Here is a 26114-nt window from a genome sequence, read left to right on the forward strand (position 1 = left end):
ATGAGCGATATATATAGCAAATATGAAACAGTGATCGGGCTGGAAGTTCACGCCCAGCTACTTACCGAGAGTAAACTATTCTGCAGCGACAGCGCAGCCTTCGGCGGCGCTCCCAATACGCATATCAGCCCTATTACGCTGGCGCACCCAGGCACACTGCCACGCATGAACCGTAAAGCCGCCGAATATGCCATTAAACTAGGCCTAGCCTGCCATTGTGAAATAGAAAAGAATAATTATTTCGCGAGAAAAAATTATTTCTATCCCGACCTTCCAAAGGGATACCAGGTTTCGCAACATACAGCGCCCATTTGCAAGGGTGGTTATGTTACTATTACCACTGATGCAGGCGCCCGCGCCATAAAGCTGAACCGCATCCACCTGGAAGAAGATGCCGGTAAGCTCCTGCACGATCAGGACCCGGCCAACAGCTATATAGACTATAACCGCGCCGGCGTTCCACTAGTGGAAATTGTAACGGAGCCGGATATACACAACAGCGAGGAAGCTTATGCTTACCTCACCGAATTGCGACGCTTGGTACGCTACCTGGAAGTATGCGATGGTAATATGGAAGAAGGCAGCATGCGCTGCGACGCCAATATTTCTGTACGCCTTAAAGGCATCACCACCCTGGGCACCAAGGTAGAAGTAAAAAACATGAACTCTATCCGCAACGTAAAGCGGGCCATAGATAATGAAGTAAAAAGACAAATAGACCTGATTGAAGCCGGCGGCTCCTTAGTACAGGAAACCCGTAGTTTCGACGCCACCAATGGCAGCTCCTTTTCGCTACGCTCTAAAGAAGAAGCTAACGACTACCGCTATTTCCCAGAACCAGACCTAGCTCCCTTCAAGCTGTCCGACGCTTTCATTGAAGACATCCGGGCCACATTACCCGCCCTGCCGGAAGCACTCATCCAAAAATATACTACAGAATTGGGCTTACCAGAATACGACGCGCGCGTGATCTGCGACGATAAAGCTACCGCCGATTATTATGAAAGCCTGATTGCCGTTACTTCACAATACAAAGCAGCTGCCAACTGGTTACTCGGCCCTGTGAAATCCTGGCTAAATGAAAATACTGCAACAATCACACAATTCCCGGTTACACCAACGGCACTCGCCAGCCTGATCGCATTAACGGATGCCGGTAAAGTAAGCTTCTCTATAGCTTCCTCCCGGATATTGCCGGAAATGGCCGCTAACCCCGGCGATCCACTGGAAATAGCCACCAAACTGAATCTGATACAAGACAACAATGCAGATAACCTTTCACTAATCATCGATGAAGTACTGGCCAAATATCCCGATAAGGTAGCCGCTTTCAAAGGTGGCAAAAAAGGATTGATGTCGCTGTTCGTAGGAGAAGTAATGAAACTATCCAAAGGCAAGGCTGATCCACGCCTGACCAACGAACTACTGGCAGAAAAACTGAAAGGATAAAGGCGTTGCAGATAATTATGCTATATTGAGTAGCATAGGTAAGACGAATGTCCAAAAAATAACAGCATGAAAAAATACTTATTATGGATTTGCGCCGGAATTTTCCTGGCAGGATGCACCGGGCAAACTGAAAAAGGCGAATTTAAAATAGATGGCCACCTGATCAATCTTCCTTTAGGCACTGTAGTACTGGAAGAACTCACCCTGGATAATATAAAAGTGGTAGATTCTACCAACGTAAAAGACGCCAGCGGCAAATTTACCTTGAAAGGCATGGTAGCAGAACAAGGACTCTACCGCATACGCTTTGATAATGGCAAATTTATATTACTGGCACTGGATGCCGGCGATATGAAAATAGACGGCGATCTGGACAAGCTGGACGACCTGAAAATCTCTGGTTCTGAAGCCACTTCAGAACTGCAGGATTTTATGAAAGAGGTCAGCAAACAATCTATTGAGCTGACCAACGACATGCGCAGGCTCGATAGCCTGCACGGCTCCCTGCCAGACAGCGCATTCCAGCCACAACTGGTAGCCCTGCAAAAGAAAGAAAAAGATTTTGAAAACAACTTCTTCATCCTGGCAGACAAAACTAAAAATCCGGCCAATGCCGTATTTGCCATCAGCCAGGTTACAGATGCACAAGAAATACTTAATCACAAACAAGTACTCGCTAACCTTACCAACCGCTTTCCTAAAAATACACTGGTGAAAAGCATGACCAATAAGGTGGCAGAACTGGAAAAAAGACAACAACAGGGCGCAGCCGATGCTGCCGGTGGGGAAGAACCTTCCGCTGTGAAAGTAGGACAAATAGCACCAGACTTTACTTTACCTGACCCTTCCGGTAAAATGATCAGTCTTAGCTCTTTCCGTGGTAAATATGTACTGGTAGACTTCTGGGCTAGCTGGTGCAGACCTTGCCGGCAGGAAAATCCTAACGTAGTAAAAGCTTACCAACAATTCAAGGATAAAAACTTCACTATTCTGGGCGTATCCCTGGATAAAACCAAAGACCAATGGCAGGAAGCTATAAAAGCAGACGGCCTTACCTGGAATCACGTAAGTGATCTTAAATTTTGGGATTCTGCAGTAGTGCCTTTATTTGGCATCAATGCCATTCCTACTAACTTCTTACTGGACCCTCAGGGTAAAATAATTGCTACTAACCTGAGAGGGGAAGCCCTGGAAGCAAAACTGCAAGAAATACTGAAATAAGCGACTTGTTACAATAAAAATAGGGTGTATCATACTTTGATACACCCTATTTTTATTCGGCAACCTAACAAAAAAACGCTATCTCAAAAGCCGCCTGAACTAAAGAAATAGCACCCGATACAATAACAACCATGAGCTAGTTATAGTAATTAGCGTAAAAACAAAAACGGTTGCTCCAATTGGAACAACCGTTTTTTATACTTTAACTTTTAACACTATTGTAATGTATCCCACCAAACACGGCCTGTTAAGCTGCCTGGTTGCTCAGGCTGAGGGTTTGTTTGGTTTTCAGACGCTGGATAAACCCATCTGCGAGGAATAGAGGTAAGTCCTAAGTAAGGATTCTCTACTACAGTAAGCGTTGGGAAATTAGTTCTGCGCCAGTCGTTATAAGATTCCAGTGAGAGGAAATTAGCCAGATATTTTTGAGTCATAATTACCTCATAGGCATTGGAAGCGGTGAGTGTACAATTAGCAGCCAGATAAGCTGCTACATCCGCACCATTGGGATCGATGCCTACACGTTGCATGGCCGCCTTTACCGCCTGGGTAAGGATAGGCTGTGCAGCTGCAAAGCCGCTGGTCAGGTAAGTGGCTTCTGCCTGAATAAACAGCACCTCATCATAGGTACCGTAGAAGACGGTTTGCGCCGGGTTATCTCCCCAGAAATCGCCCAAACCGGAAATACTGTCGGTTTGGTCTGGATCTGCACCTATCACACGGCCCACATAGTTACCCACAGCATTAGGATCTGCATATACTGTTAAACGTGGGTCGTTGGTAGATACCAGCCTATTGATCATGGTAGATGACACCATAATACTTCCCCAGTTGTTAACGAATTGGTACCAGGGGGCTTCGCTGCCGGCGGTAGCGGCAAATTGAACACCAGCATTATCAGCAGCGCTGGTAAAACTTTTTGCTGCTGCTGCCAGGGCTGCCTGTGCCTGGGTAACTGCCTGGTGGTTAGGTGCATATGTTAAACGGAGAGCAAAACGTGCTTGCAAGAGGTAAGCAAACTTTGTCCATTTGCTGATATCACCACCATAAACAAGGTCTTTAGCATCTGGTTGTACAATACTATTATCCGGACCAGTTAATAAAGTGATTGCATCGCTCAGCAATGTATTAATGCTATTGTAAATACTTTCCTGGGTATCGTACTTCGGCGTGAGATTTTCGGAACCTTGAAAGGCCTGTGAATAAGGCACATCGTTCCAGAGATCAGTAGCTACAGCAATGTCAAAAGCAATCAATACTTTAGCGACTCCCGCAAAATGGGTATGGCCTTGTGCAGTTGCCTGGGCTTCCAGTTTCTTCAGGTTTTCCAGGCAAGCAGGATAAAGATCAAAAGACCAGGTATTATCAACATCGGGGGCTGTTACCCTATAAGTATCCCATTCAGGAGGCGCCTGGTTATAAGCCAATTGCTGTGTCCAGAAGGCTGCCGTTCTGGCGGGGTATCCCCCGGCAATATTAAAGGCATTAACAATTTCAATACCGGAAAGCAAGAGAGGATCGTTTACCGCTACTGCACCGGAAGGATCTGTATTAACGTCCAAGAACTTTTTACAACCGGTACCACTCAGGAATATGCTTCCGGTTAGTATAGCTATTATTATCTTTTTACTCATCGTTACTCAGTTTAGAAAATTAACTTCGCAGTTACGTTATAAGATCTGGTGCTTGGAGAAACATAGTTGTAGAAGCCACCTGCGTTACTACCTGAGCCATAAGTACTCAGTTCAGGATCTGACCCGGTAAAGTGTGGTGCATGTATCCACAGGTTACGTCCTGCCACAGAAAGTGTTGCTCCTTTAATCCAGGTACGTTTTAACCACGGTTTTGGGAAATTATAAGCCAATGTAACGTTTCTCAGTTTTACGAAAGTTGCATCCTGGATCAGGTTCTCATAAGTGTTGCCCCATGCCTGCCAGTAGGTTTGATCTGTTTTGATAGGTGTAGTATTCTGCTTCCCATCACTTGCCCGAATACCATTAATGATCGTAGAGCCATCCCTGTTTTTAGTAAGGCTGCTGGTACCATAATAAGTCATATAGTATTCATCGAAGTTGATCACCTGACCCCCTATACGGCAATCGAAAGTAAACGACAGATCAATACCTTTATAAGACAGGGTATTAGTAATACCACCTATCCAACTGGGTTGGATGTTACCAATCGGGAAAGAGCTACCGTCATCCTGGATAGGATATCCATCATCATCAATCAGCAGCTTACCCTGTGCATTTCTTTGATAACGGGAGCCTTCTATCGTACCGTAAGACTGTCCGGCCAGCAGATATATACCTGGTGTGGTGAAACCTCCAATCTGTATAGCGGTTACGCCTGGAGAAAGATAATTAATCAAACCCTTGTTACGGGAATAGTTAGCAGATAAATTCCAACTGAAATTCTTGCTTTGCACCGGAGTAGCATTAACGGTTACTTCCACACCTTTGTTAGTGAATTTACCCGCATTGATAATCGCCGTATTAAATCCAGATCCGGCAGAAACAGTTGTATTATAGATCAGGTTTGTACTTACTTTATGATAGTAGCTGGCTTCTACTCCCAAACGGTTATTGAACCATTTGGTTTCTGCACCTACTTCAAATTCTTTGATTCTCTCTGGCTTCAGATCTGGGTTTCCAAGTACATTGTCCAAAGAAAAAGCATTTACGCCACTGAGGGGAAGTATCAGCGTACCACGTACACCGTCTCCTACTAGGGTTTTATGGTATAGCGTATTGGTGCTGTAAGGAGGGGCATCATTTCCGATAGAAGTATATGCCACTCTCACTTTACCGAAAGAAAGGATCTTGCTTTCTTGGAACGGTTTCAATTGGGAGAATACCCAGGCGCCGGTTATAGAAGGATAGAAGTAGGAATTGTTTCCAGGAGGCAAAGAAGAAGACCAGTCATTTCTTCCGGTTAAAGTTAATGACAACATCCTGTTATATTCCAGAATAGCCTGGCCATAAACACTCACCCTCCTTCTGTCGTAATAAAGTTTTGAGGAACTGATAGACTCCCCATTGGTTATATCATAGAAACCTGGTACAGAAAGACCAATACCAGTTGTGATCAGGTTAGTGTGGTGTTCAGAAATAATATTATTACCAACCATTACAGTGAGGTCAAACTTATCCCAGGTCTTTCTGCCGGTAGCATAAAAGTCGTGGTTAATCTGTTTGCTATTGATCACCTGATCAAAAACACGGCCGTTGGAATATGCACCAAATGAACCTACTGCCTCAAAAAATTTACGGTTATCACTATATACGTCTGCCCCTATACGTTCCGTTAATGTTAACCAGGTAAGCGGATTATATACCAGGCTTACATTGGGAATGAAGCGGGCCACATCCAACCGTAATCCTGTATTCACTGCAGTCCAAAAAGGGTTATTGGTATTTACACGGAACATGCGCTGATTACCTACATCATCCAGATAAGGCAGGAGATCATAACTGACCGGCGTATTATATAATACAGATAGGTAAGAGGTACCACCATCTCCGTTACCTTCCAATAAACGGTCGTTACGGGAGTCGATATAGTTGATACCCGTTGTTACAGTAAACTGTTCTGTAAGATGACTGGTAAAATTAGCATAGAAAGAGTTCCGGTAAAAGTCTGTACTTCTAGTAACCCCTTCCTGCCTTAGAGAAGAGTACGATACCAGATAGTTGGACTTCTCAGTAGTACCGGTCAGGCTAAGTCCATTATCCAGGGTAGTACCGGTTTTAAAGAACTGTCTGCGGGGATTATACCTTGGCGCCGGTGCACCATTGATCTTGAGGGTATCCATTTTAGGGCCCCATGATTGAGAGGTTTTCCTGGTAACGCCATCATAAAATACACCACGAGTTCCTTGTGCCCATTCCCCCTGGAACTCAGGAAGAATTACCTTATCAATATTCACGCTGGAAGCCACCGTAATATTTATTCCTTTAGCTTTTGCTCCGGAGCCGTTTTTAGTTGTAATGATTATGGCGCCGCCAGCTGCTCTAGAACCATACAGGGCCGTAGCAGAAGCGCCGCGCAGGATATTCACAGACTCAATAATATTAGGGTCAATATCAATACCTCTGTTGGGAGTAGTACCACCCGCCAGTATGGGGTCATCATCTGATGTACCGGCGCCGATCTGGTCATTGCTGATGGGCACCCCATCTACTACAAATAAAGGCTGGTTGTTACCTGTTAAAGAAGCGCCGCCACGGATCACGATACGTGTACTAGCACCAGGTGTACCACTCGTATTATTGATCTGCACACCGGCTACTTTACCTTGCAACCCATTCAGGAAGTTTACTTCCTTGCTTTGCACAATATCGTCTCCCTTCACTTCCTGGGTCGTATAGCCGAGGGTCCGTTTTTCACGTTTAATACCTAAAGCTGTTACTACTACTTCGCTGAGGTCTTTATTATCAGCGCCCAAACTTACATTGATCGTGCCTTCCGGTCCCACTTGTATTTCTTTGGAAGCATAGCCGATAAAGGAAAAAACAAGCGTGGAACCCGCAGGCACTTCCAATTTATAGGTGCCATCACTAGTCGTCAGGGTGCCTTTCCCGGTTCCTTTAACGCCAACAGAGACACCGGGAATGCCAGAGCCGTCTTTAGCATCTGTTACCTTACCACTGACAGTTTTGTTTTGCGCAAATACCTGCACAACACTGATGGCTATGAATAACCATAAGAGTAAGCCTCTTTTCATAAGCATTCAGATTTGATTGAGTTTGATAGTTAACGTTATAATTAATTTTTGGGGGGACAATGCAACCTGGCACGGGTTTCCAAACATCTACATAGCATCACGCAGGTGCGTTCCCTTCTCTTCTCTCTTTACAATAGTTCCTTCTTAAAACAATAGCTCCTTTAGTTAGAAATCCTTAGCTAACATCGATTCCAGGCTTAAGCATGATCTTAGAAATAAATATTTTATTTATTTATCCTAGCAAAGCGCTATAATGTATTTATCATATTTAAGTCAGCTATAATATGGCTGTTCATTGGACTGTAGAATTAAGCAATGGTTTATTCTACTATAAACATTTTGGTGTCTCCGAAAAAATAATGGTTTGTACTTGAGTGTTAAATATACCTTAAATATAACCACAATATAGGAAATTTAAGATATAAAACAGATAACGATAATCTTTTTTAATTATCCACACTACAGGTATCAATTTAATGTGCTTGGTTGTTCTTATATAGGATTATAACAAAAAAGGTGTCTCAAAAGTTGAGACACCTTTTTAATATTATACAAAATAAATATTACTTAGAATAACCAGGATTCTGGACCATCTTGCTGTTCGCATCAATTTCGCTTTGAGGGATTGGGTACGCCACACGGAAATCGTTAGGCTGAGTTACCCGGGTGCTCAAGGCATTAGCATCAGTAATATTACGTACGCCGTTTTTACGGAACAGGTCAGACATACTAAAACCTTCACCTACCAATTCCAGTCTTCTCTGTTTAATGATTTCCGCTTTGATGTTAGCGACATCAGTAAATGGATCAAGCCCACGTTTTGCTCTCAGCGCGTTTACATCATCTGTTGCTTTCTGGAAATTATTCAGTTCTGCATAGGCTTCTGCACGGCTAAGCAGCACTTCACTGATTCTCAGCACTTTTACGTTTACCAGCCCAACTTGACCAGTAGCTTTGTTACCAGAGAATTTCACCAAGTAGTTGCTACCATCCAGGGTTGACACATGGCCTTTACGTACATCTTTATCATCGAGTAAGTCCATGAAAGCAGCCGTTAAACGGATATCTCCATAACCACCCGAAGCAGCTGGTACATACATATAACCGAAGTTACTGGCACCACCGCCATCAGTATTCACAAAACGCACAGAGAAGATTTCTTCAGACCCTGGCGCATCCAGGTTAAAAGCCCCTGCTACAGCCGAAGCTTCATATAATGGATATTTGTTGCCGTCCAACAGTTTAGACGCTTCGTCGATTACCTGCTGCCACTGGCCTTTGTACAGGTAAACACGAGTCAGTAAAGCGGTAGCCGCATCTTTAGAAGCAGTGAAAATAGCAGACGAACCAGATTGAGCATCCGGAGCGGTTTGTTGCGCTACTTTCAGATCGCTAATCACTGCGTTGTAAGATTCTTCCAATGTATTACGGGTAGCTTTGTAAGTAGCTGGATTATCTATTACAGTACTGATCACCGGAATACCGGAATTAGGATCATTAGGCTTCGCGTCTACATTAGTATATGGCCTGGTGTACCTTCTCATCAGGTCAAAATCAGCCAGTGCGCGCATAAAGTAAGCCTCACCGATAATAGTAGCGGTGTTACCGGTTTGCGGCAGCTTATTGATCAGAACGTTTGCCTGGGTAATTACCCTGAAAACATTCAACCACGTATTTGTTTGTGGTGCGAGCAACGGCGTGTAGTTCATCTGGAATTCTGTGATGAACCGGTTGGAGTTCTGGGAAGTGATCTTCATATCATTACCACCCAGGTCTGATACGATCATAAAATCACGTCCGTAATATTCCAACGCTTTCATACGCTGATACACACCATTGGCCAGTATGCGTGCATTACCTTCTGTTACCGCGTCTGAGTCATTTAATGATGACTGCGGGTTCTGATCCAGCTTAGTGCAGGCAGAAAACAGACCAACCGTAGCCAATGCTAATATGGAGAGTTTTGAATATTTCATAATTAAACTAAGATTTTTTGTTTTCACTTCATTTACAGTCCCACACTCACACCAAACGTAATAATCCGAGAAGTAGGATAACGGTAAAAATCAATACCCGCATTAGTTGTAGCAGGAGAAGCTGTGCTGGTAGGAGCAATTGGGTTAGTGCTCATATCCGGATCATAGCCTTTGTATTTAGTCAGGGTGAATAAGTTTTCAGCCTGTGCAAATACTCTTAAACCCTGCAGCTTAAGTCTTTCCAGTGTGCTCTTTGGCAGGTTATAACCCAGTGCCAGGTTTCTGAGCCTGAAGTAGGAGATATCTTCCAAATAACGGGTGGAAGTAGCGTTGGAGTTAGAACCGTTACCCCAAATAACCTTAGGTCTGTCAGAAATATCGCCTGGTTTTTGCCAGTGGTCTGCAGCGTCTTTAGCCTGGTTACCGGTAGTGTTGTTACCATCGCTTTCCAGGAAGGAACGGTTATAGTTGTAAGCTTTGTTACCCCAGCTGAAAGTGAAGAATGCAGTCAGGTCGAAAGATTTGTACTGGAATTTGTTGGTGAAACCGCCAGTAATCTTAGGCAACGCCTGGCCTACATATTTTCTCGCAGCTAAATTATAGTCGGTAGTTGTTTTACCATCAGCTGTTTCCCACATAGCGGAACCTGTCTGAGGATCTACACCTGCCCATACTGGCATATACCAAGAACCAAATGGCATACCCACTTCAATTTTCTGACGGGAACCAGCAGGAATAGATTCATCACCACCGAGAGACAATACTTTATTACGCAGGGTAGCAAAGTTCAGGTCGGAAGTCCAGGTGAAGTTTTTAGTGCTGATCGGAATACCGCCCAACGTTACTTCATAGCCCTGGTTCATCATCTTACCAACGTTCATGTTCATTACGTCGAAACCAGTGGTCATAGACAATGGTTTTTTCAGCAACAAAGCAGAAGAACGTTTGTCATAGAACCCTACGCTACCGTATACACGCTTGTTCAGTACGCTGAAGTCCAGGCCAATGTCGTACAGGTTTTGTTTTTCCCAGCTCAGAAGCGGGTTACCAGGTTGGTTCAGGTAAGCAACAGAGTTACCATTGTAAGAACCATTCAGGCTGTATAAAGGCTGATAAGGATAATCTCCCAGACCTTCTGCATTACCCATGATACCATAGCTGGAACGCAGTTTCAGATCGTTCAACCAACCCCAACTTTTAGCAAAGTTCTCTTCTGTAATGCGCCATGCAGCACCTACAGAATAGAAGTTACCATAACGGTTGTCTTTAGGGAAACGGGAAGAACCATCTCTTCTGTAGCTACCGCTCAGGAAATATTTTGATTTATAATCGTAGTCAACTTTACTCAACAAACCTTGGAAAGCGTAAGAAGATTCGTCGCCGGCCATGTCGAACATGTTAGCACCTGCATCAGGCACTTGTGACTGTTGGCTTGGGAAACCACTTTTTGCACTATAATTCCACACACGATTCTGGAAAGAATACTCGTTACCAGCCAGTAAGCGGAAATTATGGTCTTTGTGGATAGAAAAATTATAAGTCAGTAACTGTTGGGTAGTGTACAGACCCATGTTAGTGTTTACGTTGTACAGGTAACCATTGTAGTTACGGCCATCATAAGAGAATGGAGAAGTCCATTGTTTCTCACGGATGTTGGTGAGCTCAGCGTTACCTTTAATTACAAAGCGCAGCCCATCAATAATGTTATAACCTAAAGCCGCGTTGAACACTGTTTGGGTATTGTTGCTTCTGCTGTAGTTGTTCTCTACAGTAGACAGGAAGTTACCACCACGCAGCACCGGACGGTAGCTGGAAGGAATATCGGCGAAACCTGCCCAGGTAGTGGTACCAGGCTGTCCGGCTGTATAACCATTGTATGGATTACCATTCTCATCACGGGAAGGGATAAACGGCACGTTAGCCAGGGCACCCATCAGCGGAGAAGAGTAATTATTACCTGCACTGGCGCTTCTTTGGTCGGTATAGGAGCCGCTCATTTTTACGCTCAGGTCAAATTTATCATTGAATTTATGGTCTACGTTCAAACGGCCATTGTAACGGCTGAAGTCAGAACCAATCAGGGTACCCTGTTGTTTGAAGTAATCGCCGGAAGCATAGAACTGAGTTTTATCAGAACCACCGCTGGCATTGATACCATAAGCTTGTGTAGTACCGGTACGGAAAGCTTCGTCCATCCAGTTGGTGTTGATGTTAGCCAGTTTATCAGGACGGTTAGCCAGAATCTCCTCTGGTTTAAAAAGAGGCGTACCATCTTTGTTCACTGCATTCTTCATGGCTTCGCGCTGATAGGCGAGCAATTCTGTAGAGTTCATCATTGGGATCTCATGCGCCAGGTTCTGGAAACCATACTTAGCGTTGAAGTTAATCCTGCTTTGTCCTCTTTTACCAGTTTTAGTAGTGATAACGATCACGCCATTGGAACCACGGGAACCATACAAGGCAGTAGCTGCCGCATCTTTCAGGACAGTTACGTTTTCAATGTCGGCCGGATCGATGTTAGCAATAACATCTTGTGTAGGTGTGTTTTGGGTGAAATCACCAGAAGAAACGATCACACCATCTACTACATACAGTGGAGAAGTACTGGCAGAAATGGAACCGATACCACGGATTCTTACTTCTGTTTTAGCACCTGGTTGTCCGGAGTTGGTAGATACCGCTACACCCGGAGCATTACCTTGCAGCATCTGATTTACATCAGGCAATGCTACGTTGTTGATTTTGGCACCGCTGATAGAAGAAGCTGCGATGGTTGAACCCACCTTCTTTTCTACCGTGTAACCTGTTACTACTACTTCTTCCAAACCTTTGGCATCAGTTTTCAATTTGATGTTAACAGTAGCCGTGTTGCCAACAGGGATCTCCTTTGTCTCAAACCCAATGAAAGATACAATCAATGTGGCCTTGTCATCGACCTGCAATGTGAAAGAGCCTTCGGGAGTGGTTACGGTTCCCCTGGAAGTACCTTTAATTTGTACGTTGGCACCAGGAATTGCTGAGCCATCTCTGGCATCAGTCACTCTCCCCGTTACAGTGCGGCTTTGCGCATAGACCTGCCCGCCCAGGAATAGCACGGACAAGAGGAGAAATAAAACTTTCCTCATAAGCATGATTTTGTTCCTTAACCTTAAAAAATAATAATCAACTATCAAGGCTAATAAGCCTTAATTCATTTGGTTCCGTTTAAATTTTTGGTTGCCGAAAATGTAAAATGGATACTTTTAGATGTTGGCAAGTTGGCAATGATACATGTACAAAAACATTGACAATTGTAAATATTAACTACAACTATTGCGATTTATTCAATAAAACGCAATTAGAAGTAATTAACTTCTTTCTCATAAGCAGTTTCCTTAGCAAATTTTCAACCTGGCTTCAAATATAAACTTTATTAACAAAACATTAAACTTTAAAAATTGCCAATAACAGTTGGATAACATTTTTTTAACTTATTGTTAACTTATAAACAATAAACACAATTCATAATGGCATGAAAATAAAACAAGCGGCAAGAATGCCACCTGTACTCATCAACCAAAATCTAAATTAAGATTTATACAGCCCCACCGAAATGGGGCTAATATCTTGTCAGGAAAGGGTGAGTGGATAGTTTTTTAACAATTCCAACAACACCGAAAAAAGATCATCGTTGCGATGATTGAACCGGTATTCACATTCTTTCAAATGCAAATAAGCAGTGTTGCGGTTCAACCCTTTAAATTTGGCCAAACGATGCTTGGTTAACCCCCAGAAAGCATCTACATCATCTATCTGATGCGTATCGGAGGCCTGGTTAAGCCGGTACAAACGGTACTGCCCTAGGTCTACCAATCCGTTAAAGCGACGCAAACGATCTGCTCCTGCCTGCGATTCCAATACGGAACGCCCTCTCGTGGCAGCATGGATCATGGAACGGCTTACATCTGGAAGGATTTCTGTATGCAACCTGTCTGAGGTTCTGCAGATACCAAAAATAACTGGTTTTACAATCCGGTCTATTTCTGGTTTTACGGCCACCAGCGTGTCGCTGTCGTGGTCGGGAGTGGGGGCGGCCGGCCGGCTGTCGTAGTTTAAAACCGGTACCGGCACTGGATGCTGGGTTTCACAAAAGCGGGCAATCTGATGTCTGAGCTTTTTCAGGTAGCTATTAATAGTTACCCTGCTGACACCGCTGATTTGTGCAATCTGCGTCGCAGTGAGATCATCGGCAAATAGCCGCAAGATCTCCTTAAATTTACGCTCAGATAAATGAGCGCCCTTTAAGTACTTATTTTTCATGAACTATGTGGTTAGAATGGCATTATAAACCTCATACTTTTTCATTATAATATCCCCCCTTTTTTTACAAGCGGTGAAAAGGATATTTGAGTGCCTCCCACTAGATTATTTCAATACATTTTTTTGTCCAATTTAGCTTAGCTATATACCCGAAAAACAAGCAGGGGACTATACTGCAGTGCAATTCCCAATTCTCCAAAAACTGTTTTTATTTTTTTCAGCAACAGGCAACTTTGCCAATACATACGGCTGCGGGGAAAAACAAGGGTCAAACAAAAGAAAATGGCTGCATCGGATACCCATGCAGCCATTTCAATATTCAATATTTAAGCATCTCTAATCGCGGATACCTAATTCCGCTATATCAATGTCTTCCTCTTCATCTAACGCTTTCCACAACTCTTTCTTTTTCGCTTTCTGCAACAAAGCCTTTTCCATCCACAACAACAACGCGGGTAATATCGTCAGGTTAGTCACCATCGCCACTACCAAGGTAAGAGAGGTTAACCAGCCTAACGCTTTCGTACCTCCGAATTCGGAAAAACTAAAGATCATAAAACCGGCAAACAAAATAGCCGAGGTATAAATAATACTCAACCCGGTTTCATGTATGGTTTGCTTTACGGTTGCGCTGATATCAAGGTCATGACGGGGCAGCTCCTGCTTAAAGTTCACCAGAAAACGGATAGTAACGTCAATGGCTATACCTAATGCCACGCTAAACACCAAAACGGTAGAAGGCTTCAATGGCACGCCCACCCAACCCATTACACCCGCTGTTACTGCCAACGGAATTACATTGGGTATCAACGATATAATCAACATCCTCCAGGAACGGAACAGGTATAGCATACAAACAAGGATCAATACAAACGCCAGGATAATACTTTCCATCAACCCATTAATGATAAAGCGGGTACCTTCCTGGAAAATCACACTGGTTCCGGTAAAGGTTACCTTATAATGAGCAGTATCAAAAATAGCAGTCACCTTTGGTTGCAGCGCATCTAACAATAACGGCAGCTTCTGGGAACCTACATCCTTCATGTTTACACTCAGTCTGGCCACCTGCTTTGTACTATCCATAAAGGAAGATACCAGCTTGGCAAACGTAGAGGCGCTGCTGGACGCTTTGTTGTCACCTTTCATACGCAGATAAGGCGCCAAAAAGCCCAGGTCAAATTGGTTAGGTATCGCATAGTTAGCACTGTCGCCGTTATAATAAGCCTGTTTGGCAAACTTAATCCCTTCCACAACCGATAATGGACGGCCAAAATCTGGCTGAGCTGCAATAAGCTGCGTCAGCTCATCCAGCTTATTCAACGTTTGCAGACTAATTACCCCGTTCTTCCGTTTGGTATCTACTGCTATTTCCAACGGCATTACTCCCTTGAAATTGGTTTCCAGGAATTTCAGGTCTGTATACAGCTTATCGGTATGCGGAATATCATCCAGCATATAACCTACAGACTGTAACCGGCCCATACCTATCACAGCCAACAACAATAACCCCCCACTTATACCGTATACCCATGGCCGGTACTTAAATACCAATGTGATTAAGAAGTTGAGGATCGCGCCAAAAAATCTATTATCCAGATAAGTGGTATGCTTGCTTTTAGGCGCCGGTAAGTAACTCAGTACAGCAGGCAGAAAAATAAAGGAGATCAGGAAAATAAACATGATATTCAATCCGGCTACTACGCCAAACTCCTTCAAAATAGCGCTGTTGGTAAAGCAGAATACCCCAAAGCCAATAGCAGCAGTGAGGTTGGTAAACAAGGTTACAATCCCCATCCGCTGTATCATGTGCACCAACGCACGCACTTTATCACCATCCTTGGCATATTCTGTATGGTATTTACCCAGGAAGTAAACACAGTTGGGAATACCTATCACTACAATCAGCGAAGGAATCAACCCTGTAAGCAAGGTTATTTTATAACCCATTAGCACAATAGTGGCAACAGACCATATTACCCCAATCGCTACTACGATCATGGACATCAATACTGCTCCAAACGAACGGAAAAACAGGAATAATATCAATCCAGTCAACAAAAAGGATATTTTCAGGAAGAGCTTCAGCTCGTCGGCCACTTTAACGGCCATGGCTGTACGAATAAGAGGTAACCCGCTCAGGTATACCTCTGTATGCTGCTTCGCTTCAAATGCTTTTGCCAACTTGGTAATCTCTGCCACTACCACAGTACGTTTGGGAGAATTAAATACATCCTTGTTCACATAAATCGCCATCAGGTAAGCATGCGTGTCTGGATTGTACAAAAGCCCCTTGTAAAACAACAGCGTATTAAACACTTTCGATAAACTGTCGATTACCGTTTGATTGGTAAGATCGCCCTGGAAAAGTAAATTCGCTTCCAGTTTCTGGGTACTGTCATTTTTTACCAGATTTACCGCAAGCGGCACACTCATGATATTTTCTACCGCAAAAACATTTTTCAGGTCTTTATTCAATTGAACATAGTCCTTGAAAAAATCTACCTGGAAAAATTTATCCGTCTGTACGGCCAGCATCAGTACATTCCCATCTGCCCCAAATTTCTCCTTAAACTTCTGGTATTCAAGAAATTTAGGATTATCGTGCGGAATGGTAGCCACGTAATCATAAGACATTTGTACCTTACTGGCAAAATACCCCATCACGCCTGTACCGGCGAGCAGCAAAAAAAGAAGCAATAATCGATATTTTAGCACAAAGCCTGCTAAACGTTGCCACATAAGGATTCCCTTTTTAGTAATGGGCGTAAAGGTAATTAAAATAGCTATTAGCTGGTAGCAGATAGCGATGAGCTGGCCCCTTTTAACGATCAGCCATCCGCTATACACTTTTAACCATTAGCCGTGCTGCTTAATTCACTAACTTTGACCTTTATCTATTAGCCTCTGGCAGCTAGCCATTAGGGAGAGCTAATAGCTGAAAACCAAATGTCAATTTAAACTAAACATACCATCTTGCTTCATAAATCCCGCGGCATCGTATTACGCGCCGTTAAATATGGAGACACCAGCCTGATTGTGAGTATTTTTACAGAACTTTTTGGTCTGCAATCCTATATTGTAAACGGCGCCCGTTCTTCAAAGCCCAAAGCGGCCAAAGGAAACCTATTGCAACCGGGCAATATTCTGGAGCTGGTCGTTTATCATAACGAGATCAAAAACCTGCAACGTATCTCGGAGTTTAAACTGGGGCATATTTACCATACCGTTCAATTAAATGTAGTAAAAAATACGGTAGCCCTGTACATTATTGAACTGTTGCAGAAGTGCCTGAAGCAACCTGAGCAACACCTAGATCTCTATTACTTCACAGAAAGCACCTTGCAACTGCTGGATATTTCAGAGATAGCGGTCGTCGCTAACCTGCCGTTATATTTTACCTTAAAAGTAGGGGAATTCCTGGGGTTCCGGCTCAATGGGCACTTCTCCGAATATACACCTTACCTCGATCTGCAGGAAGGTACCTATACCGATTTGCCACCGCATCACATCAATCACCTAGACCCGGTATATAGCGAGTTGACCGACCAATTGTTCCGATGCACAGCAGTACAACACCTGGCGGCCATATCTATGAATAAAGAAAAAAGAAGGAAACTGTTATACGCCTACCTGGATTTCTTCCAGCTCCACTTACCTGATTTTACGGAGATGCACTCACCGCCTATCCTGCACGAGATCCTGGATGCCTGACCTGGCAGCATTTTCACCCGCCTCAGTAAAAAATTTCAATGCTACGGTAGTCCCATCAAATACCGCATAGGAAAAATAATTCAGCCAATCACCCAGGTTAATGTAACGGCTCCGGTCATTCAAGCGGATATCCAAAGGCAGATGCCGGTGTCCATAAATGAAATAATCGAAATGCTCCTGCTGCAATACTTCTTTGCTGTAGATAGCCAGCCATTCATTTTCCACTCCCAGAAAATGTTCTAGTTCCTGGCCGGTAGCAGAACGGCTTTTTTGACTGAAATAATTAGCCAAAGAGATCCCCCAGGCCGGGTGGATAATGGAAAAAAGCCAACGGCAAAAAGGATTACGGAATACTTTCTTCAGCATCTTGTAACCATGATCGCCAGGCCCTAAACCATCACCATGACCGATATAAAATCTTTTATTACCGATGGTATAGGTTTGAGGCTCATAGTAAACAGGGATATTCAGCTCTTCTTCAAAATAGCCGTCCATCCACATATCATGATTACCGATAAATACAGAAATCCCGATTCCTTTATCGCTTAAATTAGCCAGCTTACCTAATATACGGGTATATCCTTTGGGGATAACATGTTTGTATTCAAACCAGAAATCAAAAATATCACCTACCAGAAAAATGTGTTGCGCATCCTGCTCTACCTGGTCGAGCCATTGCAGAATCAGCTTCTCACGCTCCCTGCTGGCGGCGGCATTAGGAGCGCCCAAATGGAAATCAGAGGCAAAATATACTTTCTTATTGGCGGGTAAGTGAATATTCATTGTATTGTAGAAAGCTGTTGGCCTTTAGTCGCTAAAAGCCAACAGCTATTTTCATTCATCAACTAAAAATACGTATACTTCTTTAGGGCCATGAATGCCCACTACCAGTGTTTTTTCAATGTCGGCTGTACGGCTGGGACCTGTTGCGAAAGATATCGCAGACGGAAGATCGTTACCATATTTGTCTTTCAGCTTGTTGAGCGCATCTTTCAAGTCAAACACCAATTGGTGGGTATAAGCCACCATAATGTGTACAGGTGCATATACCGGTACTGTTCTGCCGCTGGGCTGAGCTGCACTAAGCACTACTGTGCCAGTGCGGGCCACCAGATATTCGCAGTCGGTGATCGCGGCATCTGCTTCATGTATGCTTCCCTGGTTGAGGGCCGGTAACTCCTCCTGATGGATAGTTTTGAGCAATGCGGGTGTCTGACAGAATACATTATGCCAGTCCTTATTTTCGCAAAGCGTCCGTAAGCTATCCATCAGCTCTACCTTCCCGGTACAGAAAACAAATTTTCCCTGTAATTTGGTAAATTCTTCTGCAAATTTTAATTCGAGGCTCTCATTCTCCGTTCTGAAAACAGAAGAGTTGCCCTCCGAATTGGGGAAGGGCAACTGTACCGGTTGACTTAATGCATTCCGTACTCTCTTCAGAATATTTTCCTTAGCAGGAGAAATCTTCATATTGCTATTACGCATTTGCTGGTGAAGGAGAAGGATTGATGATGTCTGACGGATGTACACCATCAGTACTCATACCTTCTTTATTCACTAAGTGGTCTTTATGTAAATCGAAAGGGCGCTTACCGATCAGTCTTTCCAGATCTGCTTGGTACAACACTTCTTTCTTCAACAGTTCCTGTGCCAGCACTTTCACCTGTTCCATTTTTTCGGTGAGCAGGTTTTTAGTTCTTATATAGGCTGTTTCAATCAGTTTTCTTACTTCTTCATCAATCATCTTGGATGTTTCTTCAGAGTAAGGTTTGGTGAAAGCCTGATCGCTGTTTGGATCGTAAAAAGATACATTACCTACTTTTTCGTTCATACCGTAAACGGTTACCATTGCATAGGCCATGCGGGTAATTACCTGCAAGTCGTTTTGTGCGCCGGTAGAGATCTTGCCGAATACGAGCTCTTCTACTGCGCGACCACCCAGGGTCATGCAGATATCGTCGAGCAACTGCTCGGTATTATACAAGTATTGTTCTTTAGGAAGATATTGTGCATATCCCAGTGCAGCCACGCCGCGGGGAACGATCGTTACTTTCACCAGCGGGTTAGCATGTTCCAGGAACCAGCCGCAGATAGCGTGACCGGCTTCGTGGTAGGCAATCACTTCTTTTTCTTCCGGAGAGATGATCTTGTTCTTCTTTTCCAATCCACCTATTACACGGTCGATGGCATCATTGAAGTCTTCCATTTCCACCTGTGTTTTGCCTTTACGGGCGGCGATAAGGGCTGCTTCGTTACATACGTTGGCAATATCGGCGCCGGCAAATCCCGGAGTCATGGACGCAAGTTTCTTCACATCCAGGTTAGGAGATGTTTTGATGGGCTTCAGGTGCACTTCAAAAATGGTTTCTCTTCCGGCCAGGTCTGGTTTATCGATAGAGATCTGACGGTCGAAGCGGCCCGGGCGGAGTAGTGCGCTATCCAGTACATCAGGGCGGTTAGTGGCTGCCAGGATAATGATACCGCTGTCTGTTCCAAAACCATCCATTTCTACCAGGAGCTGGTTGAGGGTATTTTCACGCTCATCGTTGCTCATCATTACATTCTTACCTCTTGCACGGCCGATAGCGTCGATTTCATCTATAAATATGATGCAGGGTGCTTTTTCCCTGGCCTGTTTAAACAGGTCGCGTACACGGCTCGCGCCCACCCCAACGAACAGTTCCACAAAATCGGAACCCGACATGGAGAAGAAAGGTACCTGCGCTTCACCTGCCATCGCTTTGGCCAGTAAGGTTTTACCGGTTCCCGGAGGACCTACCAGTAAAGCTCCTTTAGGGATTTTACCTCCCAGGGCGGTGTATTTTTTAGGATTTTTTAGGAAATCCACAATTTCCATTACTTCTACCTTTGCTTCGTCCAAACCGGCTACATCGTTGAAAGTAATATTTACACGGGTGCCTTTATCGAACAGGGTAGCTTTGGATTTACCAATATTGAAGATGCCGCCCGGGCCACCGCTGCCACCAGCAGGCCCACCCATTTTGCGCATCAGCAGTATCCATAAACCGATGATGAGGATGATCGGCAACAGCAATTGGAAGATGGGCTCAAACCAGCTCTGACGCTCATCGTAAGAAATCTTTACCTGATTTTCAACAGGTACGCCTTCCTGTGCCTTATCAATGTCTTTTTTGAAGCTTTCTTCACTACCTATTGTAAAACGGTAATGAGGACCGGGATTTTCTCCACCTAACTTCCCTTTACTAACTGCATTAAATTTCGCCTCTTTCAGAGAATCCTGTTTAATGTAGACCTCTACATACTTCTTATTTACAACTACCAACCTGTCTACATCACCGGGTTTCAGATAATTCACCTGAAATTCCTGGAAACTGATCTCTTTGGTAGAAGATCTGAAATCAAAAAAGTTCATAGCGAGCAAGGCCACACCAATAAAGGCGTAAACCCAGTATATATTGAACTTCGGTCCTTTCTTAGGTGATTTCTCTGAACCCTTGTTGAAGTTATTGCCTCCTTTTTCCATAATCTTACGCTCCTTTACGGATATTTATTGCAATCAGAATAATATGAATAATTAAATTCTAAAACAACTGTTATAGTCAGTCTTCGTGGTGATCCATCCTATCGGCGTCACTCCACATTTCTTCCAGATTATAGAACTTTCGGTTTTCCGGCTGAAAAATGTGCACAACAACGTTCACATAATCCACCAGTACCCATTGCTGTGAACTAAATCCTTCGTGCTTATATGGTTCCTCCGATGTAAGTTTCTCTACTTCCTCTGCCACATAATCAGCAATGGCTTTCACCTGGGTGCCGGAATTGGCTTCACATAATATAAAGAAATCGGCCACGGCTTCAGGAATCTGGCGTAGATCCAGGGATACGATATTTTCCCCCTTCTTATCCTGTATGGCCTTAATGATGGTGGTAAAAATTTCACTTTCTCTGGTCAGGCGTTGCTGCGCCTTCTTTCTTGTGCTCAGAACGGTTAAGGGTGCCAATAAATCTCGTTTTTGTTAAAAATAATCTTTAATTGTCAAAGTTACTAAACAAGCAGTAATATAACATGTTTAATATCGCCCGCGGGGTCCCAGATATTGTTAATAAAATAATAAAATGAATTACTTTTCGGGCCAGATATACAGACTAAAAAAGATTCATATGATAGGACGTCCGTTTTATATATTGAACGAAGTAGACAGCACCAATAACTATGCCATGGAGCAGGTAAATTCCGGTCAGGTAACATCCGGCACAGCCTGGTTTACCAGCAACCAAACTGCAGGAAAAGGTACCCGGGGAAAACAATGGCTGGCGCAACCCGGCGATATCAGCGCCCTCACCGTTGCCCTGCAACCAGCCACATTACCGCTTTCCAGACAATTTATGCTCAGCATGACGGTTGCCCTTGCCGCCAACGACTGCTTTACTTCGTATGCCGGCGACGAAACCGTAATAAAGTGGCCAAACGATATTTACTGGCGTGACAGAAAGGCAGGCGGCATCCTCATAGAAAACGTACTGCGCGGTAATATCTGGCAATATGCCATTATAGGTATCGGACTCAACATTAATCAGGCTGCCTTTCCGCCAGCATTGCCAAACGCCGTTTCCCTGAAACAGATCACCGGCAAACACCGCGAAGCCGTTCAAATAGCCCAGGAACTCTGCCACTGCCTGGATCAAAGAATGCAGCAGTTACAAGCAGCCAATTATGAGGCTATTAAGGAGGAATATACCACCCGCCTCTTTCGCTGGCAACAACCCGGCCTCTACCGCAAAGACGGCGACATTTTTCAAGGGACCATCCGGGATGTGCTACCCGATGGACGCCTCTGCTTGGAAAAAGACGGTACAATCCTTCAACTCAATTTCGGAGAAGTGGAATTTATTATCCCCCGACCTTAAATACATCAACTGTTGCCAAGCCCGCTAACAAACAGCTATCACTTTTCAAGGAACCTGCAACAACTCGCATTTTTCCAGCGGCTCATCCTGTAGCCGATAAAACAAGGCCACACCATTACCCTTTGTTGATCATCAAAAAACAAGACCGGTTGTCTCAACAATAACAAAATAGTGCCCATAATAGCTAAGCGTGTAAATGCAATAAAAAACGGAAACACCCAACTGGTATTTCCGTTCTGAAAATTATTATCTCTTGTTCTTCCCGGGCATGTGGCAGGAGGCTCTACATAGCCATCATCAAAGGCTTGACGATAACAAGATTTTGGTTGATAAAGTCGTTAACAAATTGTGAATTTTTTTCTACTTAATCAAAAAACTAATTGCAACAATGTTTCATTAAATTTTATCACCCTGATGCAGCAAGGGTTTCAGCGGTACATCTTCGCTTAAAACTTAACATTGTACACAGCGTCTGGCGGTGTTTATCATTTTGAATTGTTTAAATTTGGATATGTCTACACAAAAAAATGCTTCCATTGGGCAGAAAAAATCGAATGACTTCAACGACGAACTCCTACTGTATACGCGCATAGCAATGGTCCCCAAAGTACCATTGCGTGGCAGCTTCGCTGTACATGAGAGATCGGACCATCCTTGCCAGGATGAAGTAAGGGCTACCAGACGGGATTATTACAAAATCAGCTTCTTTACGAAAGGCACTGGCATCTTTACAATGGGAGATGATCAGTATGAAATTAATGGTCCTACTTTAATGTTCATCAATCCTTTTGAATTAAAAACCTGGAGAGCTACTTCAAAAGAGCAGGAAGGTTACTATTGTTTGTTTACCGACCTGCTGTTCGACACAATGCCCGATCACCAGGAAAACCTGCTACAACACCCACTTTGGCAGCTAGGATCAAAAGCTGTATTTACACTTACTAACGAGCAATGCAATTACCTCCAATCTATTTTCAGGCAACTGATGCGGGAGTATCACGACGATGCAGCCTTTAAACAGGAAGCTTTATTGATCTATCTGAAACTGATTATGCTGGAAGGTAAGCGGCTATCTGCACCAACTCAGGCGCCCAGAGCACTTAATGCTGCACAGATGCTGGCCAACCGATTTATCGACAAACTGGAAAAACAGTTTCCTATAGAGCAGCCGCACCATCAGATGAAACTAAAAACAGCGAAAGAGTTTGCACAAGTGCTCAATACGCATCCTAATCATCTGAATGCTTGTATAAAACAGTCTACCGGCCGCACAGTGAGCGAACATATACGTCAGCGTATGTTGCTGGAAGCACGACTGCTACTGATCCATACCGATTGGCAGATCGCTGAAATAGCGTGGTGCCTTGGCTTTGAAGACCCAGGCAACTTTACCCACTTTTTCAAAAATCATAGTGGCATTGCCCCTCACATGTACCGCGTGCAATAAACTTTGATTTTAACAATTAATACTTTGTTCGCTACAATCTGCCGTCCTTACCTATACATATTTTTGTATCTCTAAAAAATCTCCATATGCAGTACAGAAAACTTGGAAAAACCAATGAGTCAGTTTCAGCAATAGGATTGGGTTGTATGGGCATGTCGTTTGCATACGGCAGTGGTAAAGATTTTGACGACCAGGAATCTATTGCTACACTGGAGCTCGCACTCGAATTAGGCATTAATTTCTGGGATACTGCCGATATGTATGGCCAGGGCGCCAACGAAAAACTGCTCTCGGAAACATTGGCTGCCCATAGAAACAAAGTATTTCTGGCTACCAAATTCGGATTCAGATTTTATCCTGATGGCACCACCGGTATCGACGGCTCTCCGGAATATGTAAAAGAAGCCTGTGAGGCCAGCTTAAAAAGACTGAAGGTAGATGTGATAGACCTTTATTATGCACATCGTATAGACGATAAAGTACCGGTAGAAGACACTGTTGGCGCAATGGCCGAACTGGTAAAAGAAGGAAAAGTGCGCTATCTTGGCCTCTCCGAAGCCAGCGTTGCTTCTATCTGGAAAGCGCACGCAGAACATCCTATTACCGCCCTGCAAACAGAATACTCCCTGTTTACCCGCGATGTAGAGCACGACATCCTCTCTACAACCCGCGAACTAGGCATTAGCCTGGTAGCTTACAGCCCGTTGGGGAGAGGCCTTTCTACTGGCGCTATTCACGATACCAACAGCCTGAGCGAGGGCGATTTCCGTAGAACCCTGCCACGTTTCCAGGGAGAAAACTTTGAGCAGAACCTGCAAACCGTTACTGCTCTCGAAGCTTTTGCAAAGGGGAAAGGAATCACACCCGCACAGTTATCACTGGCATGGCTACTCGCACAAGGATTAGATATCCTGCCTATTCCAGGCACCAAACGCAGAAAATATTTACAGGAAAATGCTGCCGCCGTAGACATCAGGTTATCTGCAGCAGATATTACTGCAATAGATGAAATTTTACGTAAACATACAGTGGCCGGCGAACGGTATACCCCCTACAGTATGCAGCTAATCAATAGGTAAGCATAAAATAATATTGCCCAGCAAAGCAACAAACAGCCCGGTATGCATACCGGGCTGTTTTAATTATTTCGTTTTTTTATAGCCCCAATCCAGTAACCATTTCACCACTTTTTCTTTATAATCACCCTGGATCAATATCTCACCATCTTTCGCACTGCCGCCGGTACCGCATTTGGTTTTGAGGTCTTTACCCAGTTTTTCCAGGTCTTCTGCTTTACCCACAAAACCGGTTACCAAGGTGACCACTTTACCCGCCCTTTGCTTTTTGTCTAATACTACTCTCAACACCTGCTCAGCAGGAGCTAATGTTGCAATAGCCTCTTCTGGCTCCTGTTCAAAGGAAAAGTTGGGATCTGTAGAATATACAATCCCATTGCCCGGTGTATTTTTCTTTTTCGACATTTCTCTAATAAGTTTAAAGGTTAATCTTTTACCACTACTTTAATAGCCTGTGGTTGTACACGTATATGAACTACGCCCTTTTCCTGCAATGGCACAGCATCTCCGTCTACCTGCAAGTATTTCAGCTCCTGACTGCGGATCGTGATATTTTTTCCGTCATAATGTTTCATATAACGGGTTTTATCAATATTCCCCACAAGTGAAAAAATACTAACCGGCAGTAGGCCCAGGATGCCTACCGGTGGCATCACACAAATATCAAGCAACCCGTCGAATACGTTGGCATTGGACGCCAGCTTAAATTCGTACCCAAACTGATTGCCGTTGGCCACAGTTAGCAGAAAAGCCTGCGTTTCCAATAACTTCCCATCTATATCTATCCGGTAGTTGGCAGGCGTGTAACTATTAAAGCTCTTAAGCACCAGTTTAGCATATCCCATCAGGCCACGTTTTGTTTTATGCCTGAACTGTTCTGCAATCAAGGCATCGAAACCTACGCCGGCATTGCTCAGGAACAGATGTTCATTTGCATAGCCTACATCAATGGCGCGTTGGTGGTTGTTTACAATCAACCGCAAGGCTTTCCTGATATTTAATGGGATTTTCAATGCGCGGGCCAAGCCATTACCGCTACCCAACGGTAAAATGGCCATTGCGGTATCACTACCTACCAGTCCTTTAGCAATTTCGTTGATCGAGCCATCACCGCCTACTGCTACTACAGTATGTACCCCGTTTTTAACGGCTTCCTTTGCCAGGTCTGTTCCATGGCCCAGGTAAGACAGGTACACGGAGCTCACCTCATACTCACTTGCCGGCAGATACCTGCTGATCGCTGCTTCCAGGTGTTTTTCACGGTCTGTGCCCGCTTTGCGGTTGATGATAAATAATATCTTCTTCAAAAAAAA

18 protein-coding genes are annotated in these 26114 nt (G+C 44.0%); 6 read left to right on the forward strand and 12 right to left on the reverse strand.

Translation table 11 applies throughout. The features are described from left to right. The gene (gene gatB, locus ACDQ55_RS02310; RefSeq protein ID WP_420979432.1) at window positions 1–1449 is read left to right on the forward strand and encodes an Asp-tRNA(Asn)/Glu-tRNA(Gln) amidotransferase subunit GatB; all 1449 of its coding nucleotides are present in this window, start codon (window positions 1–3) and stop codon (window positions 1447–1449) included. A 66-nt stretch (window positions 1450–1515) separates the two neighbouring features. Next, on the forward strand, window positions 1516–2670 hold the full coding sequence (locus tag ACDQ55_RS02315; protein WP_420979433.1) for a redoxin domain-containing protein: 1155 nt from the start codon (window positions 1516–1518) through the stop codon (window positions 2668–2670). 215 nt (window positions 2671–2885) lie between these two features. Here the strand turns inward: ACDQ55_RS02315 and ACDQ55_RS02320 are convergent, their stop codons facing one another. From ACDQ55_RS02320 to ACDQ55_RS02345, 6 genes are all read right to left on the reverse strand, one after another. Further along, window positions 2886–4304 (reverse strand): SusD/RagB family nutrient-binding outer membrane lipoprotein, encoded by a 1419-nt coding sequence (locus ACDQ55_RS02320; RefSeq protein WP_420979435.1) that lies wholly within the window; start codon window positions 4302–4304, stop codon window positions 2886–2888. 11 nt (window positions 4305–4315) lie between these two features. Then, window positions 4316–7396 (reverse strand): SusC/RagA family TonB-linked outer membrane protein, encoded by a 3081-nt coding sequence (locus tag ACDQ55_RS02325; RefSeq protein WP_420979436.1) that lies wholly within the window; start codon window positions 7394–7396, stop codon window positions 4316–4318. A 563-nt stretch (window positions 7397–7959) separates the two neighbouring features. Next, window positions 7960–9372: a RagB/SusD family nutrient uptake outer membrane protein gene (locus ACDQ55_RS02330; RefSeq protein WP_420979437.1), complete on the reverse strand. Its 1413-nt coding sequence runs from the start codon at window positions 9370–9372 to the stop codon at window positions 7960–7962. A 32-nt stretch (window positions 9373–9404) separates the two neighbouring features. Next, entirely contained in the window at window positions 9405–12497 is a 3093-nt protein-coding gene (locus tag ACDQ55_RS02335) for a SusC/RagA family TonB-linked outer membrane protein (protein ID WP_420979438.1), read from the reverse strand. A 484-nt stretch (window positions 12498–12981) separates the two neighbouring features. Next, window positions 12982–13671: an IS1595 family transposase gene (locus tag ACDQ55_RS02340; RefSeq protein WP_420979439.1), complete on the reverse strand. Its 690-nt coding sequence runs from the start codon at window positions 13669–13671 to the stop codon at window positions 12982–12984. A gap of 336 nt (window positions 13672–14007) precedes the next feature. Continuing rightward, window positions 14008–16413, reverse strand: coding sequence for an efflux RND transporter permease subunit (locus tag ACDQ55_RS02345; protein WP_420979440.1), 2406 nt, complete (start codon window positions 16411–16413; stop codon window positions 14008–14010). A gap of 234 nt (window positions 16414–16647) precedes the next feature. Between ACDQ55_RS02345 and recO the strand changes: the two genes are divergently transcribed. Continuing rightward, window positions 16648–17385 (forward strand): DNA repair protein RecO, encoded by a 738-nt coding sequence (recO, locus tag ACDQ55_RS02350; RefSeq protein ID WP_420979441.1) that lies wholly within the window; start codon window positions 16648–16650, stop codon window positions 17383–17385. Here recO and ACDQ55_RS02355 read toward each other — a convergent pair. From ACDQ55_RS02355 to rsfS, 4 genes are all read right to left on the reverse strand, one after another. Continuing rightward, window positions 17350–18168, reverse strand: a complete 819-nt coding sequence (locus tag ACDQ55_RS02355) for a UDP-2,3-diacylglucosamine diphosphatase (protein WP_420979442.1) — start codon at window positions 18166–18168, stop codon at window positions 17350–17352. The genes recO and ACDQ55_RS02355 overlap by 36 nt on opposite strands. Before the next feature lie 51 nt (window positions 18169–18219). Continuing rightward, entirely contained in the window at window positions 18220–18855 is a 636-nt protein-coding gene (locus ACDQ55_RS02360) for a LutC/YkgG family protein (RefSeq protein ID WP_420979443.1), read from the reverse strand. 7 nt (window positions 18856–18862) lie between these two features. Then, on the reverse strand, window positions 18863–20890 hold the full coding sequence (ftsH, locus tag ACDQ55_RS02365; protein WP_420979444.1) for an ATP-dependent zinc metalloprotease FtsH: 2028 nt from the start codon (window positions 20888–20890) through the stop codon (window positions 18863–18865). Window positions 20891–20966: 76 nt separating this feature from the next. Further along, window positions 20967–21371, reverse strand: a complete 405-nt coding sequence (rsfS, locus tag ACDQ55_RS02370) for a ribosome silencing factor (RefSeq protein WP_420979445.1) — start codon at window positions 21369–21371, stop codon at window positions 20967–20969. Between the two features lie 160 nt (window positions 21372–21531). On the opposite strand from rsfS, the gene ACDQ55_RS02375 reads away from it, so the two are divergent. The 3 genes from ACDQ55_RS02375 to ACDQ55_RS02385 all read left to right on the forward strand — a co-directional run bounded on the left by ACDQ55_RS02375 (window position 21532) and on the right by ACDQ55_RS02385 (window position 24804). After that, window positions 21532–22278, forward strand: coding sequence for a biotin--[acetyl-CoA-carboxylase] ligase (locus tag ACDQ55_RS02375; RefSeq protein WP_420979446.1), 747 nt, complete (start codon window positions 21532–21534; stop codon window positions 22276–22278). Window positions 22279–22789: 511 nt separating this feature from the next. Then, window positions 22790–23725, forward strand: coding sequence for an AraC family transcriptional regulator (locus ACDQ55_RS02380; RefSeq protein WP_420979447.1), 936 nt, complete (start codon window positions 22790–22792; stop codon window positions 23723–23725). An 86-nt stretch (window positions 23726–23811) separates the two neighbouring features. Then, window positions 23812–24804 carry an aldo/keto reductase gene (locus ACDQ55_RS02385; protein ID WP_420979448.1) on the forward strand — a complete coding sequence of 331 codons (993 nt, stop codon included), beginning with the start codon at window positions 23812–23814 and terminating at the stop codon, window positions 24802–24804. A 63-nt stretch (window positions 24805–24867) separates the two neighbouring features. Here ACDQ55_RS02385 and ACDQ55_RS02390 read toward each other — a convergent pair whose 3' ends face one another. Beyond that, window positions 24868–25206, reverse strand: coding sequence for a translation initiation factor (locus tag ACDQ55_RS02390; protein ID WP_420979449.1), 339 nt, complete (start codon window positions 25204–25206; stop codon window positions 24868–24870). Window positions 25207–25226: 20 nt separating this feature from the next. Then, window positions 25227–26108 (reverse strand): diacylglycerol/lipid kinase family protein, encoded by an 882-nt coding sequence (locus ACDQ55_RS02395; RefSeq protein WP_420979450.1) that lies wholly within the window; start codon window positions 26106–26108, stop codon window positions 25227–25229. Between the last annotated feature and the right edge of the window lie 6 nt (window positions 26109–26114).

It is taken from the genome of Chitinophaga sp. 30R24, from assembly GCF_049056765.1.
GTDB lineage: Bacteria > Bacteroidota > Bacteroidia > Chitinophagales > Chitinophagaceae > Chitinophaga.

Coding starts and splice junctions, on each gene's coding strand:
- ACDQ55_RS02340 (WP_420979439.1), bottom strand. CDS start 13,671: ATGAAAAATAAGTACTTAAAGGGCGCTCATTTATCTGAGCGTAAATTT.
- ACDQ55_RS02315 (WP_420979433.1), top strand. CDS start 1,516: ATGAAAAAATACTTATTATGGATTTGCGCCGGAATTTTCCTGGCAGGA.
- ACDQ55_RS02335 (WP_420979438.1), bottom strand. CDS start 12,497: ATGAGGAAAGTTTTATTTCTCCTCTTGTCCGTGCTATTCCTGGGCGGG.
- ACDQ55_RS02330 (WP_420979437.1), bottom strand. CDS start 9,372: ATGAAATATTCAAAACTCTCCATATTAGCATTGGCTACGGTTGGTCTG.
- gatB (WP_420979432.1), top strand. CDS start 1: ATGAGCGATATATATAGCAAATATGAAACAGTGATCGGGCTGGAAGTT.
- ACDQ55_RS02320 (WP_420979435.1), bottom strand. CDS start 4,304: ATGAGTAAAAAGATAATAATAGCTATACTAACCGGAAGCATATTCCTG.
- ftsH (WP_420979444.1), bottom strand. CDS start 20,890: ATGGAAAAAGGAGGCAATAACTTCAACAAGGGTTCAGAGAAATCACCT.
- ACDQ55_RS02355 (WP_420979442.1), bottom strand. CDS start 18,168: ATGAATATTCACTTACCCGCCAATAAGAAAGTATATTTTGCCTCTGAT.
- ACDQ55_RS02345 (WP_420979440.1), bottom strand. CDS start 16,413: ATGTGGCAACGTTTAGCAGGCTTTGTGCTAAAATATCGATTATTGCTT.
- ACDQ55_RS02375 (WP_420979446.1), top strand. CDS start 21,532: ATGATAGGACGTCCGTTTTATATATTGAACGAAGTAGACAGCACCAAT.
- ACDQ55_RS02380 (WP_420979447.1), top strand. CDS start 22,790: ATGTCTACACAAAAAAATGCTTCCATTGGGCAGAAAAAATCGAATGAC.
- ACDQ55_RS02360 (WP_420979443.1), bottom strand. CDS start 18,855: ATGAAGATTTCTCCTGCTAAGGAAAATATTCTGAAGAGAGTACGGAAT.
- ACDQ55_RS02325 (WP_420979436.1), bottom strand. CDS start 7,396: ATGAAAAGAGGCTTACTCTTATGGTTATTCATAGCCATCAGTGTTGTG.
- ACDQ55_RS02390 (WP_420979449.1), bottom strand. CDS start 25,206: ATGTCGAAAAAGAAAAATACACCGGGCAATGGGATTGTATATTCTACA.
- ACDQ55_RS02385 (WP_420979448.1), top strand. CDS start 23,812: ATGCAGTACAGAAAACTTGGAAAAACCAATGAGTCAGTTTCAGCAATA.